This is a genomic window from Rhizobium sp. BR 249 (assembly GCF_047445895.1).
Classification (GTDB): Bacteria; Pseudomonadota; Alphaproteobacteria; order Rhizobiales; family Rhizobiaceae; genus Rhizobium.
The window spans coordinates 124575-140248 of sequence record NZ_JARWKX010000006.1 but is presented as its reverse complement, the minus strand read 5'-3'; the positions used below and the strand labels follow the sequence as shown (position 1 = coordinate 140248).

13 protein-coding genes are annotated in these 15674 nt (G+C 62.3%); 8 read left to right on the top strand and 5 right to left on the bottom strand.

What is annotated here, in order from left to right:
• Positions 1–226 precede the first annotated feature (226 nt).
• The gene (locus QD408_RS08095) at positions 227–859 is read right to left on the bottom strand and encodes a TetR/AcrR family transcriptional regulator (protein ID WP_414138955.1); all 633 of its coding nucleotides are present in this window, start codon (positions 857–859) and stop codon (positions 227–229) included.
• 111 nt (positions 860–970) lie between these two features.
• On the opposite strand from QD408_RS08095, the gene QD408_RS08090 reads away from it, so the two are divergent.
• The 5 genes from QD408_RS08090 (at position 971) to QD408_RS08070 (ending at position 9123) form a co-directional block, all read left to right on the top strand.
• On the top strand, positions 971–2044 hold the full coding sequence (locus QD408_RS08090) for an efflux RND transporter periplasmic adaptor subunit (RefSeq protein WP_414138954.1): 1074 nt from the start codon (positions 971–973) through the stop codon (positions 2042–2044).
• Positions 2041–3126 (top strand): efflux RND transporter periplasmic adaptor subunit, encoded by a 1086-nt coding sequence (locus tag QD408_RS08085; RefSeq protein WP_414138953.1) that lies wholly within the window; start codon positions 2041–2043, stop codon positions 3124–3126. The genes QD408_RS08090 and QD408_RS08085 overlap by 4 nt, the downstream gene beginning before the upstream one ends.
• Complete coding sequence (locus QD408_RS08080) at positions 3123–6194, top strand: efflux RND transporter permease subunit (protein WP_414138952.1); 3072 nt, start codon at positions 3123–3125, stop codon at positions 6192–6194. Before QD408_RS08085 ends, QD408_RS08080 begins: the two co-directional genes overlap by 4 nt.
• A 181-nt stretch (positions 6195–6375) precedes the next feature.
• Complete coding sequence (locus tag QD408_RS08075; RefSeq protein WP_414138951.1) at positions 6376–7530, top strand: alpha/beta hydrolase; 1155 nt, start codon at positions 6376–6378, stop codon at positions 7528–7530.
• A 141-nt stretch (positions 7531–7671) separates the two neighbouring features.
• Entirely contained in the window at positions 7672–9123 is a 1452-nt protein-coding gene (locus QD408_RS08070; protein ID WP_414138950.1) for an NCS1 family nucleobase:cation symporter-1, read from the top strand.
• A 60-nt stretch (positions 9124–9183) separates the two neighbouring features.
• Here QD408_RS08070 and QD408_RS08065 read toward each other — a convergent pair whose 3' ends face one another.
• Positions 9184–11064, bottom strand: coding sequence for a methyl-accepting chemotaxis protein (locus QD408_RS08065; protein ID WP_414138949.1), 1881 nt, complete (start codon positions 11062–11064; stop codon positions 9184–9186).
• Between the two features lie 201 nt (positions 11065–11265).
• Here QD408_RS08065 and QD408_RS08060 point away from each other — a divergent pair, with 201 nt between their 5' ends.
• The 3 genes from QD408_RS08060 to QD408_RS08050 all read left to right on the top strand — a co-directional run bounded on the left by QD408_RS08060 (position 11266) and on the right by QD408_RS08050 (position 13456).
• Complete coding sequence (locus tag QD408_RS08060) at positions 11266–11973, top strand: DUF4272 domain-containing protein (RefSeq protein WP_088684178.1); 708 nt, start codon at positions 11266–11268, stop codon at positions 11971–11973.
• 133 nt (positions 11974–12106) lie between these two features.
• On the top strand, positions 12107–12295 hold the full coding sequence (locus tag QD408_RS08055) for a DUF1778 domain-containing protein (protein WP_414138948.1): 189 nt from the start codon (positions 12107–12109) through the stop codon (positions 12293–12295).
• Between the two features lie 114 nt (positions 12296–12409).
• A complete protein-coding gene (locus QD408_RS08050; RefSeq protein WP_088684180.1) occupies positions 12410–13456 on the top strand; it encodes a magnesium and cobalt transport protein CorA in 1047 nt (348 codons plus the stop codon).
• A 104-nt stretch (positions 13457–13560) separates the two neighbouring features.
• On the opposite strand, the gene QD408_RS08045 is transcribed toward QD408_RS08050, so the two are convergent.
• The 3 genes from QD408_RS08045 to QD408_RS08035 form a co-directional block, all read right to left on the bottom strand.
• Positions 13561–14334 (bottom strand): phosphotransferase enzyme family protein, encoded by a 774-nt coding sequence (locus tag QD408_RS08045; protein ID WP_414138947.1) that lies wholly within the window; start codon positions 14332–14334, stop codon positions 13561–13563.
• A gap of 10 nt (positions 14335–14344) precedes the next feature.
• Positions 14345–15226 carry an MBL fold metallo-hydrolase gene (locus QD408_RS08040; RefSeq protein ID WP_414138946.1) on the bottom strand — a complete coding sequence of 294 codons (882 nt, stop codon included), beginning with the start codon at positions 15224–15226 and terminating at the stop codon, positions 14345–14347.
• A gap of 70 nt (positions 15227–15296) precedes the next feature.
• Complete coding sequence (locus tag QD408_RS08035) at positions 15297–15659, bottom strand: hypothetical protein (protein ID WP_088684183.1); 363 nt, start codon at positions 15657–15659, stop codon at positions 15297–15299.
• Between the last annotated feature and the right edge of the window lie 15 nt (positions 15660–15674).

The window sequence follows — 15674 nt, the reverse complement described above, 5'->3', positions numbered from 1 at the left end:
CGGAAAATCGCTGCCTTAAAAACCCCTTTGCCACAGAATGTTAATAGATTCAAATGCCTAGGATTGACAAAGAGGTTTTTAAGAGAGGTCAACATTTTAAAAAATGGGTGCAGCCAAGATCCGCAGCCGATCTCCTGCGCATTTTTAAAAATGTTGGGCCTCCTTAAAAACGTCCTTCCAAACCTCCTTGCCAATCTTGGTGCAGGAAAATCGGCCGGGGAGGCGATCACTGAGGCTTGGCGAGCAGGCCGTTGAGCAGCAGGTCGAAATAGGTCCTGAGAAAAGCCTCCTTGTCGGGAGTGGGCACGCGGCGGTTGTCGAATATCAGCCGCAGCACCGTCGTCGTGAGGATGGGCGCGGCCACGATGTCGGAGAACTCCACCGGAACTTGGCGAAACTCGCCGGATGCCACGCCCTCCAGAATGAGGGCGTCGAGCTTGGCGATCACAGGCGCGATGAACTGATCGTGGTGGCGGTCGATCAGGTCGGGGAATCTGTGTCCCTCCGCAATGACGAACCGCATCAGCTCGCGGGTCGTGCGATCCTCGGCGACCTGTTCGTAGAGCAGGCGGAGAATCGAAAGGAGCCTGTCGGTCGTGCTGCCGCTGAGCCCGTCGGTCATCGCAAGCAGTTCCTGAAACGGCACGGAAAAGTGATTGATCATGGCTTCGAAAAGCTTTTCCTTCGTCTCGAAGTAAACGTAGACCGTGCCCTTGGTGACGCCGACCCTGTCGGCGATGTCTTCGACGCGCGTGCCGGCGAAGCCGCTTCGGACGAATTCCTCGAAGGCGGCATCCAGAATCTGGATGGGCCGCAGCGCCTTTTGCTCCGCGCGTGTGAGTTTCTTCTGATCTGCCATTCGTGCCTCGCCTCCCTTTAGTTGCCCGCCCTCATCCCTGCGGCAAAAGTTTCATTGACTAATGCGTCAGTCAATTATATAGCAGCGGCAGTTGAGAGCAAGAGGTCAACTATGAGAACCATTCTGGTCGCCACAGCGATCGTATGCGCCATCGGTCTCGGATCATGCAGCGATGCGGGCGGGCCGACCGAGCCGACCCCGCGGCAGGTCGGCGTCGTCGTCGCCAAGTCCGAGCCGCTGGCTCAGGGCGGCGCGATCACGGGAGAAGTCCGGGCACGCGTCCAGACCGATCTGTCCTTTCGCGTCAGCGGCAAGATCATCGAGCGGCTGGTGGAAGTCGGGCAATCCGTGAAGGCGGGGCAGCTTCTGGCGCGCATCGATCCGGAAGAGCAGAAGGCCGACCTGGATGTGGCGGCGGCCAATCTTCAGTCCGCCGAGGCGCAGCAGACCCAGGCGCAGCTTGCCTTCGACCGCCAGCAGAGCCTGTTTCGAACCCAGGTAACGACACGCGCCGCGCTCGATCAGGCGCAGGAAGCGCTGCTGACCGCGCAGGCATCGACGAAATCGGCGCAGGCGCTCTTCGAAACAGCGCAGGACACCCTCTCCTATACGGAGTTGAAGGCCGATGCCGACGGGGTGATCACCGCCCGCAACGCCGAGGTCGGGCAGGTGGCGCAGGCCGCGCAGGTCGTCTTCACCCTTGCCCATGACGGCGATCGGGATGCCGTCTTCGAAGTGGTGGAGAGCGCATTCCTGCGCCCGATCGACGGCGACGGTACCGTGGCCCTTCTGTCGGACCCCTCGCAGAAGATCACGGCGAAGGTGCGCGAGATTTCGCCGACGATCGATTCGTCCACCGGCACCATCCGGGTCAAGGTCGCGATTACGAGCGACGCGCCCATTCCACTCGGCGCTCCCGTCGTCGGAAAGTTCCGTTACGTCCCGCAGGACGTCATCCAGCTGCCCTGGTCGGCAATGACCTCCAAGGGCGGCAAGCCGGCCGTCTGGACCGTCGATCCCGCATCCTCCGCGGTCTCGGTGAGGGCGATCGACGTCGCCGGCTACGAGACCGGCAGCTTCGTCGTCAAGTCGGGCGTGTCGGCGGGAGATATCGTCGTGACCGACGGCACCAAATTCCTCAGGCCCGGCGAAATCGTGTCTTATGTCAAGGAAGCATCCAAGTGAGCATTCGTCCCAAGATAATCGCACTGATGATGGGTACGGCCCTGATCTCCTCCTGCACCAAGCAGGAGGAAAGCACTGCTGAAGCGCCCCGTCCGGTGCTGTCGGTGACGGTCAGGCAGACGCCGGCGACGAGCCTCGGCCTGACCGGCACGATCCAGCCGACGATCGAGACCGATCTCGGCTTTCGGATCCTCGGGCGGATGATCGCCCGCAACGTCAATGTCGGCGATGTCGTCAAGAAGGGTGATGTCGTTGCCGCCATCGACCCGCTGGCGCTGGAACTTGCCGTGCGCAGCGCCCAGTCCGACGTGGAGAACAGCGATGCCCAGCTTCGAAACGCGGTGACGACGGAACAGCGCCAGCGCGCGCTGGTGGAATCGCGCTCGGGCACCGAAGCCTCGCTCGAAGAGGCCGAGCAGGCGAGACGGACGGCCACAGCCGCCGTCGCCAAGGCGCAGGCCAATCTCGACAAGGCCAAGGAGCAGCTTGGTTACGCGCAGCTTCAGGCGGAATTCGATGGTGTCGTGACGGCAACCTCGGCCGAGGTCGGCCAGGTCGTCTCTGCCGGCCAGACGGTCGTCACGATAGCGCGGCCGGACAAGCGCGATGCGGTGGTCGACGTGCCGCAGGCCGCCGCCCAGAAACTGAAGATCGGCGCGCCCTTCGAGGTGACGCTGCAGCTCGAACCGTCGATCCGCACGACCGGCGTCGTGCGCGAGATCGCGCCGGAGGCCGAGACCGCCACCCGCACGAGCAGGACCAAGATCGCGCTCGCCGATCCGCCTGAAGCCTTCAGGCTCGGCGCGGTCATCACAGCCTCCGCAACCATTGCCGCCGATCCCGAGATCGTGCTGCCTTCCTCGGCGATCCTTGCCGGCACTGACGGCGCCAGCGTCTGGATCGTCGACGTGCCGGGCAAGAAGGTGGCGCTCCGCCGCGTGAAGATTGACGGCGACGCCGTCGACGGCGGCACCGTCCGCGTCACCGAAGGGCTCGCTCCAGGAGAGCGGGTGGTCGTGGCAGGCGTGCATAAACTCGAGGATGGCCAGGCCATCAGGATCGACCAGGAGATCAGCCAGTGAAGTCCTTCAATCTTTCCGACTGGGCGCTCGAGCACCGTTCGCTCGTCTGGTACTTCATGATCGTCTTCATTCTCGCCGGCGCCTTCTCCTATCTGAACCTCGGCCGCGAGGAAGACCCGAACTTTACCATCAAGACCATGGTCATCACTGCCCAGTGGCCCGGCGCTTCCGCGGAGGAAGTGACGCGGCAGGTGACCGACAGGATCGAGAAGAAGCTCCAGGAACTGGAATCGCTCGATTACACCAAGAGCCAGACCGTCGCCGGCCAGACGACGGTATTCGTCGAGTTGCTGCCGACGACGAAGGCCAGGGATGTCGCGCCGACCTGGCTGCGCATCCGCAACATGATCGCCGACATCAAGGGCGATTTCCCGAGCGGCGTGGTCGGTCCCTTCTTCAACGACCGCTTCGGCGACGTGTTCGGCAACATCTACGCCTTCACCAGCGACGGGCTGACCCAGCGCCAGCTTCGCGATCTCGTGGAAAATGCCCGCTCCGAAGTTCTGACGGTGCCGAATGTCGGCAAGGTCGATGTGATCGGCGCCCAGGACGAGGCGATCTATCTCGAATTCTCCACGCGCCAGATCGCAGCACTCGGCATCGACCAGCAGTCGGTCATCCAGACCCTGCAGGCGCAGAATGCCGTCACCCAGTCCGGCTTCGTCGACGCCGGGCCGGAGCGCATCGCCTTGCGGGTGAGCGGCCAGTTCACCTCCGAGGAGAGCTTGCGGTCGATCAACCTTCGCATCAACGACCGCTTCTTCCCGCTGACCGATGTCGCCACGATCAAGCGCGGTTACGTCGATCCGCCCTCGGCGCTGTTCCGCTTCAACGGCGAGCCCGCAATCGGGCTTGCCATCGGCATGAAGCAGGGCGCCAACCTGCTCGAATTCGGCGAGGCGCTCGACGCGCGGATGAAACAGGTCGTCGCCGATCTTCCGATCGGCGTGGATGTCCACCGCGTTTCCGACCAGCCGCATGTCGTCGACGAGGCCGTCTCGGGCTTTACCCGGGCGCTCTTCGAAGCGATCGTCATCGTGCTCGTCATCAGCTTCATCAGCCTCGGCCTGCGCGCAGGCATGGTGGTGGCGATCTCCATTCCGCTCGTGCTCGCCATCACCTTCGTGGTGATGGAATATTCCGGCATTTCGCTTCAGCGCATCTCGCTCGGCGCGCTCATCATCGCGCTCGGCCTGCTCGTCGACGACGCCATGATCGCCGTCGAGATGATGGTGGCCCGCCTGGAGGCGGGCGATGATCTCAGGAAGGCCGCCACCCACGTCTATACCTCGACGGCCTTTCCGATGCTCACGGGAACGCTGGTGACCGTCGCGGGCTTCATCCCGGTCGGCCTCAACAGCAGTGCGGCCGGCGAATTCACCTTCACGCTCTTCGTCGTCATCGCCGTTTCGCTGGTGGTGTCCTGGATCGTCGCCGTGCTCTTCACACCGCTTCTCGGCGTCACCATCCTGCCGAAGACGATGAAGTCGCATCACGAGAAGAAGGGCCGCTTCGCCGCCATCTTCTCCTGGCTGCTGAAGCTCGCGATGCGCTGGCGCTGGGTCACGATCGTGCTGACGGTCGGCGTCTTCGCCCTTTCGGTCGGCGGCATGGGGCTGGTGCAGCAGCAGTTCTTCCCGAATTCGGACAGAACCGAGCTCGTGATCGACTGGAACCTGCCGCACAACAGCTCGATTGCCGAGACCAACAGGCAGATGGCCCGGTTCGAAAAGGAGATGCTGGCCGATAACAAGGATATCGACCATTGGACGACCTATGTCGGCCAGGGCGCACCGCGCTTCATCCTGTCCTTCGACGTGCAGACGCCCGATGTCACCTTCGGACAGACCATCATCGTCACCAAGGGCCTCGACGTGCGCGACAAGGTACGGACGGAGCTGCAGGACTATCTGACGAAGACCTTCCCCGGCACCGACGCCTTCGTGAAGCTTCTCGATATCGGCCCTCCGGTGGGCAAGCCGGTCCAGTACCGGATCACCGGCCCGGATATCCAAAAGGTGCGCGACATCTCCCAGCAATTTGCAGGCGTCGTCGGTACTCACCCGCTGCTGTCGAACATGGTGCTGGACTGGAACGAACCCTCCCGCGTGGTGAAGGTCGACGTGCTGCAGGACAAGGCGCGCCAGCTCGGCGTTTCCTCCGAGGACATTGCGACCGCGCTTAACGGCATCGTCGAAGGTTCGACGGCAACGCAGATCCGCGACGATATCTACCTGGTCAATGTCATCGGCCGGGCCAGGGCATCCGAGCGCGATTCCGTCCAGACGCTCGAGAACCTGCAGCTCTCCACCTCCAACGGCAAGGTCGTGCCTCTCTCGGCCGTGGCGAATTTCCGCTACGAACTCGAGCAGCCGACGATCTGGCGTCGTGACCGGCAGCCCACCATTACGCTCAAGGCGGCCGTCATCGGTTCGACGCAGCCGGCGACGATCGTCGATCAGCTGAAGCCGAAGGTCGAGGAGTTCGAGAAGACCCTTCCCGTCGGATACAAGGTGGAAATCGGCGGCGCCGTCGAATCCAGCGCCGAGGCGCAGGGGCCGATCGCCGCCGTGGCTCCGCTGATGCTGTTCACGATGGCGACGATCCTGATGATCCAGCTGCAGAGCTTCAGCCGCCTGTTCCTGGTCTTCGCGGTGGCGCCGACCGCCCTGATCGGCGTGGTGGCGGCGCTCTTGCTGAGCAATGCGCCCATGGGCTTCGTCGCCATCCTCGGCATTCTGGCGCTGATCGGCATCCTGATCCGCAACTCCGTCATCCTGGTGGTGCAGATCGAGCATTTGCGCGCCGAAGGTGTCGCGCCATGGCAGGCGGTCATCGAGGCGACCGAGCACCGCATGCGGCCGATCATGCTGACGGCGGCGGCGGCAACCCTGGCGCTGATCCCGATCTCGCGCGAGATCTTCTGGGGTCCGATGGCCTACGCCATGATGGGCGGCATCGTCATCGGCACCGCGCTCACCCTGCTGTTCCTGCCGGCGCTCTACGTCGCATGGTTCAGAATCCCGAGGGATGAGGGCGCTCCGGCCGAAGCCGCGGCAGAGGCATGATGCAGTCTTCGACGGCCATCGCCTACGGCCGCCGCGGCGGCCGCTGCAACACGGGCCGCGACGAAATGGGTGGGATGGCGCAGGCGATGCCGTCCCACACCGGAGCGGGAACGGCATGGCGAATGATGACGCGGACAGAACCACACGCCGGAGAGCGTCTGGGCTTGAGGGAAACGGACCGATGATGCAGCGACATTTCCGAGGCCTGCCAAGGGCAATGCCGGCGATCATCGTCACCATCGGCCTGGCGATGCTTGCCGGCTGCGCCACGCGGCCATCGCCGGAGGTCTTGACGCCCGTTCATCTGAGCGAGCCGGCGCGTTCGGAGGCGGCGCCGGACAAAGTGAGCGTGCTCGTCGCGACCAACAGAACCCCCGATAGCGTGCGGGGCGGCTTCGGCAGCACATGGGCCGAGAAACTGACCTATGAGCAATACGCGATTTCGGTTCCTCCCGGCAGGAAGGATACCGTGATCACCTATCCCAAGGCGAAGCCGGATCCGGAGCGGCAATTTGCCGTCGTCGAGCGCAAGCAACTGCCTAAGGATGCTTTCGTGCAGCAGGCGCTCGCCTCCGTGCAGCCCGACGGCACCGTCGGCATCTTCGTCCATGGCTATAACTACAGTTACCAGGAGGCGCTTTACCGCACCGCCCAGATCGCTGCCGATGCGAAGCTCCCGGGCGCTCCAATCCTGTTTTCCTGGCCTTCGGCGGCATCCGTTGCCGGATATGTCGCCGACCGCGACGCCGCGCTTTCCTCGCGCAGCGAACTCGATTCCCTCGTCACGTCGCTCTCGGCATCGGCCAAGGTGAAGCGCATCATCCTGTTCGGGCACAGCATGGGCGGGTTCCTGGTGATGGAAACGGTGCGGGAGCTCAAGCTGCAGCATCGCGACGCCGTCATCGGCAAGCTGGCGGTGGTGCTCGCCGCCCCAGACATCGACGTCGATGTTTTCCGCTCGCAGCTTAGGGATATCGGTCCGATGCCGATGCCTATCTCCCTTCTGGTTTCCAAGGACGACCGGGCGCTCGTGGCTTCGAGCTTCATCGCCGGAGAGCGGCCGCGCGTCGGGCGCCTCGATATCGACGATCCCGTCATCGAGGAGGCCGCCTTGAAGGCGAGGCTTCGGGTCATCGACATCACGTCGATCAAGACCTCCGATGGGTTGGGCCACGACCGATACGCGTCACTCGCCAAGTTCGGCGCCCAGCTTACCTCCTTCGAGAGCGGCAGGCGGTCGACCGCCGGCGATGTCGGCGCCTTCGTCTTCGATGCTGCCGGCGCCGCGGTCGCGAGCCCGTTTCGCCTGGCCGGACGGGTCGTCGGCGCCCAGTGACCCCGAGCACGCTCAAGAGTTTCTGTACATCCAGGCCGTCAACATTGTGTACAATGTGACTATTAAATTGTCAGATGCATAAATGAAGAGCAGACTTCCGTCCGTGGCCGAGTCGGCCTCAGGGGATATGGGAGGGCATTCATGAGCGTAAAAAATCCGTCTCCCTCGTTGTATAACGAGGATCTTGCACCCGCCGAGGAGCGCAAATGGGGTGCATTCAGCATCTTTAACGTCTGGACATCTGACGTTCACAGCCTTTGGGGCTATTATCTGGCCGCGAGCCTGTTTCTGCTCTGCGGCAGCTTCGTGAATTTCGTCATCGCCATCGGCATCGGCTCCCTCGTCATCTTCTTCCTGATGAGCCTGGTCGGAAATGCCGGCGTGCGCACGGGCGTGCCCTTTCCGGTTCTGGCGCGTGCCTCCTTCGGCACCTTCGGGGCCAACGTTCCCGCACTCGTCCGGGCGGTCGTCGCCTGCTTCTGGTACGGCGCGCAGACGGCGGCCGCATCCGGCGCGATCGTCGCCCTATTGATCCGCAACGAGAGCCTGCTCGCCTTCCACCAGAGCAGCCACATGCTCGGCCATTCGACGCTCGAACTCATCTGCTACGTCATCGTCTGGGCGCTGCAGCTGCTGATCATTCAGCGCGGCATGGAAACGGTGCGCAAGTTCCAGGATTGGGCAGGTCCGGCCGTCTGGATCATGATGCTGATCCTCGCGGTCTATCTGGTCGTCAAGTCGGGCACCTTCTCGTTCGGCTCCGAAATCCCGCGTGACGTGCTGATCGAAAAGACCAAGGATGCCGGCGTGCCGGGCGAGCCCGGCTCCATTGCCGCACTCGCCGCGGTGGCCGCCACCTGGATCACCTATTTCGCAGCACTCTATCTGAACTTCTGCGATTTCTCGCGCTACGCGACGAGCGAGAAGGCGCTGCGAAAGGGCAACCTCTGGGGCCTGCCGATCAACCTCCTGGCGTTCTGCCTCGTCGCAGGTGTCACGACCACGGCCGCCTTCACCGTGTATGGTGAGGTCCTGCTGCATCCGGAAATGATCTCGGCGAAATTCGACAGCTGGTTCCTGGCGCTGCTTGCGGCGCTGACATTCGCGGTCGCTACACTCGGCATCAACGTCGTGGCGAACTTCGTTTCGCCGGCCTTCGACTTCGCCAATGTCTTCCCGCGCCAGATCAACTTCAAGCGCGGCGGATATATCGCCGCTTTGATCGCCCTCGTGCTCTATCCGTTTGCTCCCTGGGAAACGGGTGCGGCGCATTTCGTCAACTTCATCGGTTCGACGATGGGCCCGATCTTCGGCATCATGATGGTGGACTATTATCTCATCCGGAAGAGCCAGTTGAACGTCGAGGCGCTCTATCACGAGAACGGCGAGTTCCGCTTCCAGAACGGATGGCACGGCAATGCCTTCATCGCATTTGCGGTGGGTGCGCTGTTCTCATCGATCCTGCCGACCTTCACCTCGATCCTGCCGGAATGGTGGGGCACTTACGGCTGGTTTTTCGGCGTCGGCATCGGCGGGGCGATCTATTTCGTGCTGAGAATGGGCGCTCGCCACAAGCCGGCCTTTGCGTCCTGACAAACGAGAGGCGCCCGGCAATGCCGGGCGCCTTGATCATCGAGGCTCACGCCGCCCGTCTCACCGGCGCGCGGCAACCGCATGGATGGCGGCGCGGGCTGCCGGTTGCGCCATTGATCTCGCCGTCGAGCGAAGGGCCGCCGATTGGCCGGACACAGCGTCCAGCCTGAATTGGGTGACGAGCTCGCGAAGCTTCTGGGCTTCCTGCGCCAGCGAGTCGGATGCGGCCGTCGATTGCTGAACCATGTGGGCGTTCTGCTGGGTGGTCTGATCCATCCGGTTGACGGCGCCGTTGACTTCACCGAGGCCGATCGACTGCTCCTTCGCCGATGTCGCGATCGAATCCATGTGCTGATTGATCTCGGTGATGAAGCCGCCGATGGTCTTGAGCGCCTGGCCGGTATCGCGCACCAGCTTGACGCCGCTTTCCACTTCTTTCGAAGAATTCTGGATCAAGCTCTTGATTTCCTTGGCGGCGCTTGCCGACCGTTGGGCGAGTTCGCGCACCTCCTGGGCGACGACGGCAAAGCCCTTGCCGGCCTCGCCGGCTCTGGCCGCTTCCACGCCGGCATTGAGTGCCAGGAGATTGGTCTGGAAGGCGATTTCATCGATGACGCTGATGATGTTGGAAATCTGCTGCGACGAGGTCTCGATGCGCTCCATTGCCTCTTCGGCGTGGGAAACGACATCGGCTGACATGACGGCGTTGCGATTTGCCTCCGTGGCGACCTTGCGTGTCTCCTCGGTGCGTTTGGTGGAGTTCGACACGTTGGCGGTGATCTCCTCCAGCGCTGCCGCCGTTTCCTCGAGCGAGGCGGCCTGCTGCTCGGTGCGCTTGGACAGATCGCCGGCGCCCGAGGAGATTTCCCGCGTGCCCTCGTCGATCGTGCCGATACTGTCGGAAATCGCTCTCAGTGTCGCGCCGAGCTGGGTGACGGACTGGTTGAAGTCATGCCGCAGCGCCTCGAAATCCGGGGCGAAGGCCTCGTTGAGCTGGAAGGCGAGGTCGCCTGCGGCGAGCCGCTTCAAGCCGCCGGCAAGACCCGAGGTGGCGACGCGCAGCCGCTCCGAAGCCTCGGCTTCCGCCTGGGCCTGGGCGGCAAGGCGATCGGCCTCCGCACGATTGCGATTTTCTTCGGCTTCCATCGCCATGCGCTTGTTCGTGATCGCGGCCTGGCGGAAGATTTCCACCGCGCCGGCCATCGAGCCGATTTCGTCGGCACGATCGGAGAACGGAATCTCCGAACCGGTATCTCCCTCGGCGAGGCGCCGCATCGCGCCGGTGATGCCGGTAATCGGATTGGCGATGCCCTTCAGCACGAAGATGACGGCGCCGAAAACGAGCAGACCTGCAAAGCCGATTGCGGCAAGCAGGTAGAATTCGATGGAGGCGAAGGTCTCCTTGCTAAGCTCGGCGGCATTCTTGCTGCCGTCTATGTCCAATGCGACCAGAGCCGTCGTGGCCCCTTTGAGCTTGTCGGAATAGGAGCGCATCTCCCCGCCCAGATATTGCCCGGCTTCCTCGGTCTTGTTGGCGCGCGAAAGAGCGAGCAGTTGGGAACTGCTGGCGATGTAACCCCCGACGCTCTCCTTGATCGATTTGATCAGGTCGCGCTCGTGGTCGGACGTGGCTTGCGAAAGATAGGCATCGACCGATTTGCGAACCGCGTCCTCGGCGGCTGCTATGGCTTCTTCACGTGTTTTCTTTTCCGCCTCCGACTGCGCGATGATGTGATCGCGGTAGGCAAGGCGCAAATTCGTCATATCGAGATTGATCGCCTGCGAAGCCTGCACGCTTGGCAGCCAGCGGTTTGCAATTTCCTCTGTCGAGCCGTTCGTCTTTTGCAGCCCGTCGACCGCGAGATAAGCGACAAGGCCGAAAAGAACGGCTATGCCGCTGAAAATCAACAGCAAACTGGACTTGATGTTTGGACGGTGCATTGAAAAGTCCTCAATCGAGCGCCGGCGTCAGACCGGGCTGGCCAGGATCTTTTGTACCGAAAAGAATTTAACGATTGGTTCTTTAGGTAAAGACGCGTTTACCAATTCTGCGGAAAGCCGCGCTTGTTTTCAGGCTCGCAATCCCGCTGATACGAAAAATGCCTATTGCTCAATTTGCCGCGATGACGGGAGCCAGACACGATGAAGCGCATACTTTCCACTCTTCTCGCACTGATCATTCCGGTGCAGGCGGCCGTCTCGCAACCCGCTGACGAGGCGCAGACGCGCAAGGCCCGGTCCGTCGCTCAGCTGCAATCGGAAGGTGTTCCCACAATCGATCATCTGCCGACGATCGAGCCCGAGAGCGCGAGTACCCGACGCAATACCAAGCTGGTGGTTCAGCGCGCCATCGCGCTTGTTATCGTCGCCGTGAAGGGCGAGACCGGCGACCACGCGATGGGGCAGGCCCTGATCAAGCAGTTCGACGCGGCAGGTTTTTTCACGCCGAAGGAACAGGCTTTCATGGACGATCCAGATCCCTCGGATCAGGACCGGACGAATTTCGCCTGGCGCTACGAAGGCGTGCACGTCATGCTGTGGGCGCTCGGCATCGCGCCGGAGCTCGAACGCCCCGATCATATCTGCGATGTCCCCTTCATCGCGAACACGCTTCGCGAACTGGGAACGGACGGGCTGATGCGCCGCGCCAAGCTGCGTCCGCAGAAAGAGCTGCTCGACGCCGCCGATCTGATCTACCGCTATGATTGGGCCGCTGTGAATGCCAGGCTGAAAGGCGAAGAGGCGCCCGCCGGGTTGGACAAGGGCGTGGTCTACGAGCGCCATTATGCGCTAAACTGGCTGATCGGTTATATGGATCAGGATTGGGACGATATTTCCACGGATACGTGATGCGCGGGCTGCCTGCCGAGGCCCACGCGTTCGGTGTGTCCGAACTGACATGCTGTCTTCGACTGCCCGCGGGATTTTTCACATATTGCGTTCCATGGCATATTGGCTTGTAGTTTCCCGCATGAGGAAAAACATGACCAATACAGAGTCCGTGCAGCGTGCCGCCAAGGAGGAGGCGCAGATGGCGATCCTGAGGGAAAGCGCCTTTCGTCTGTCTCCGGATGCTTTCGCTGCCTTTGTCGCGGCCATCGAGGGTCCGCCCTCAGCCGCGTCACCGAAGGTCGCAGAGCGCTTGCAGCGCAAGGCGCCGTGGGAGGCGTGACCGTAGCTGCTCCGAAGCGGATGCATGTTTTTCGAAATGGCATTATGATCGGCGCAACGCCTGACCGGCGTTGGTGGCGGATGCGTGATCCGCCGGACGGGGAGGACGGCAGGATTGGAACGGTTGAAGGATCTGGAGAGTTCTCCAGCGCGGGAGAGCAGCGGTTCGGCGTCGCCTCGGCATGAACAGCGGCCCGGCGTCGTGGCCGCTGCCGTTTACGAGCATGGGCAGCGCATTCGCGACATCAGGATAGAGGAAGCCGGCGAGTGGCGAAGCCGGGAGAATGCCATCGTCTGGATCGGCCTGCACGAGCCGGATGAGGTGCTGCTGCACCAGATCCAGGCCGAGTTCAATCTCCACCCGCTGGCGATCGAGGATGCGGCGCAGCCGCACCAGCGCCCGAAACTCGAGATTTACGGGGAGGCGATGTTCATCGTCGCCCGCACCGCCCATATGAAGGACGGCGAAATCGTCTTCGGCGAAACGCATCTCTTCGTCGGCCGCGGTTATGTCGTCTCGGTTCGCCACGGAGAATCCTCCTCCTATCTCGCCGTCAGGCAACGATGCGAGGCGACGCCAGCGGCGCTTGCCCATGGTGAGAACTACATTCTCTATTCCATCCTCGATTTCATCGTCGACAACTACATGCCTGTCATCGAGGTGGTGCAGGAAGAGGTCGAGATGCTCGAGGATCTCGTGCTGCGCGAACAGCTGGGAAAATCCGACATCGAGCGGCTTTACCTCTTACGGCGCAAGCTCCTGCGGCTGCGCAACGCCGTGGTGCCGCTCGTCGACGTCTGCCGGCGATACGAGCATATCGATCTTCCCGGCATGGACCCGACGCTCCAGTCGCTGTTCCGCGATGTGACCGATCACGTGCGCCGGGTTCAGGAGGATATCGACGCGCTGCGCGAGGTGCTTGCCTTCGCCTTTGAAGCCAGCGTGATGATCGGCCAGACAGAGCAGACGGCGATCGCCCGCAAGCTCGCCGCCTGGGCGGCGATCCTTGCCGTTCCCACTGCGATCGCCGGCATTTACGGGATGAATTTCAGCGATATGCCGGAACTGAAATTCCAGTACGGTTATTTCGTCGTGCTTGGCGTCATCGCGGTCTTGTGCCTCGGTCTTTTCGGCTTCTTCCGCCGGAGAAAGTGGCTCTAAAGCATGTCGCGCAAAAGTGTGCAGCGGTTTTGCGAGAACGACATGCGTAACAACAAAGACCTAAAGCGCGACGAGCGAATCTGAAAGATCGCGACGCGCTTTAGTCAGCACAGAACCTCCAGCAGCCGGTCCTGATGTTTGCCGATATAGTCGATGTCGTGGAGATAGAGCCGGGCATCTCCCGCATCGACGTCCTCCGCGAAAGTCTCGTCTCCAACTGCGGCGCTTGCCAACATGAAATCGACGAGGGCCTGGAGCCGCCTGCAGATCATCGCGGGAAGCTGGCGCCGTTCCTCCAACGTCGCGCCATAGGCGGTGCAGAAGATATCAGTCCGCCGCAACTGCTCGTCGAGGCCGAATGCCACAGAGGGATTGGCGGGATCGGAGAGAGGCGCCCAGCGATAGACCGCATAGGCGAGATCCCACAGCCGCGGGGCGGGATGGGCGGTGTCGAAATCGATGATCCCGACAGCCTCATGATCGGCGGCGGCGAGGTTGTAGGGCGCGTAGTCTCCGTGGCAGACGATTTCGCGCGGCTCCTGCGCCGGCAGCATCCATATCTGGGCCTCGCCATCCGATTCCAGAAAGCCTTGAGATGCGGTATGAAAAGCGCTGAGAAGCCTTGCTGCTGAAATCAGCATGCGCTCCGATCCGGCAAGAGGGTCACTGAGCTCTTCGCAGACGCGGCCAGTGACGTAGCTGACGACCTCCCGACCTTCATCGGTAATTTGAATGGGCTCCGGCGCCGCCAGAAAGCCCTTGCTTCTGAGATGGCGCAGGAACCGGTGCGTGGTCGGCGTCCATGCGCCTGATGGTCTGATGACGGTTTCGCCGTCGCGCCAGATCTGCCCGGTTCGCCCGCCCTCCAACTGTTTCACCCTTGGTCTCCTACGCGGATTTCAGTTTTTCGATATGCGCCTGAACCGTAGCGCCGAGGTTCGTTTCATGGCAGCTGCGGTAGAACGCCGCCGTGTCCGAAGGCATCCCCACGGGAATGGCGACGAAGTCTTCGAGCCGGAAACCCTCTATATCGCCGAGTTGCGGGTCGGCCAGCCGGCGATCGCTCAACGTACCGACGCGATCGGCCAGGGCTTCGAAGTAGGTGAGGTTCCCGTCCACTGCGGAAGGCGAAGACGTCCTGCCGTGCGCGGGGATGACCAGTCTCGCATCGAGGTCACGAATCCGCGTGAGCGAGGAGCGGATCAGGCGAAGATCACCGGCACTCCTGCTCCAGACTTCGGGAATGGGCGACTCCACTGCATCGACGGCGAGGCAAATGCGGAGTTCTGGAATCCAGACGGCGATATGATCGGGCGTATGTCCCGGCGTATGAATGAGTTCGAGCGTCAGATCGCCGCCATTCAGAACCATCGAGCCGGAGAAGGTGATGTCCGGGCCGATGAGTTCGACATTGCGAAACCGCGCTTCCTGGCTCGCCTTGTCCTTCAGGACCTGTTGCGTGGAGGCATTGCGCAGGCGGTCGAGTGCGGCGGCATGCGCGATAATGGGAGCACGCCCTGCAATGGCTGCATTTCCCCAGAAGTGATCCCAATCCATATGCGAATTGACGACGATCAGCGGACGGGCCTCGGCTCTTTCCTCAAGCAGATCGAGCGCCATCCGGCATAATTCGGGGGTACCGAGCGTATCGATCAGGACGTTGAACCTCTCGGTCCGGACAAACATGGCGTCCACTTCGTCTCCCGCCCGGACGATGACGATGCGCTCGTCGAGCCCGGGATAGGAGCACAATTCTACCGCTGGGTTCATGTCCGGTTGCCTCCATTGCACTCGCAGCGACTTCATCCACTACATCAGGTTTCGTTCGGATACCTGCCTTTTACGGGCTGCCCGATTTCTGCTTTACCGGCACGAACACATCCCACCGCTTCATCACCGTATTCGGTACGGCTGCCGGGCAGATCACCATCACGCTGGGCTTCGAGCGGCCGAGGCTCTTCGGCGTCCATTCTGCCTGGAGCGGGACAGCGCATCGGGGGACGAACACTTTCGCATTGGGCTCCAGCACGTCCCAGCGCTCGCGCCCCTTGGCGTTCTCCTGCGCGATGAAGCGCCTGGCCTCCTCGCGGATTTCGAACAGGCCATGTTTATCCGGTGTCGAGCGGTCGGTCTCGATGCTCCAGGAGGCGAGGCACGGTATGCAAGCCGTGAGGGCGGTGATGAAAATTATTGATCGAAGCATTGATGGGCTTTCAAC

Bases quoted from the DNA above. Each gene is read 5' to 3' on its own strand.
- QD408_RS08070 (WP_414138950.1), top strand. From the start codon at position 7,672: ATGAGCGTAAAAAATCCGTCTCCCTCGTTGTATAACGAGGATCTTGCA.
- QD408_RS08055 (WP_414138948.1), top strand. From the start codon at position 12,107: ATGACCAATACAGAGTCCGTGCAGCGTGCCGCCAAGGAGGAGGCGCAG.
- QD408_RS08095 (WP_414138955.1), bottom strand. From the start codon at position 859: ATGGCAGATCAGAAGAAACTCACACGCGCGGAGCAAAAGGCGCTGCGG.
- QD408_RS08090 (WP_414138954.1), top strand. From the start codon at position 971: ATGAGAACCATTCTGGTCGCCACAGCGATCGTATGCGCCATCGGTCTC.
- QD408_RS08060 (WP_088684178.1), top strand. From the start codon at position 11,266: ATGAAGCGCATACTTTCCACTCTTCTCGCACTGATCATTCCGGTGCAG.
- QD408_RS08035 (WP_088684183.1), bottom strand. From the start codon at position 15,659: ATGCTTCGATCAATAATTTTCATCACCGCCCTCACGGCTTGCATACCG.
- QD408_RS08075 (WP_414138951.1), top strand. From the start codon at position 6,376: ATGATGCAGCGACATTTCCGAGGCCTGCCAAGGGCAATGCCGGCGATC.
- QD408_RS08065 (WP_414138949.1), bottom strand. From the start codon at position 11,064: ATGCACCGTCCAAACATCAAGTCCAGTTTGCTGTTGATTTTCAGCGGC.
- QD408_RS08040 (WP_414138946.1), bottom strand. From the start codon at position 15,226: ATGAACCCAGCGGTAGAATTGTGCTCCTATCCCGGGCTCGACGAGCGC.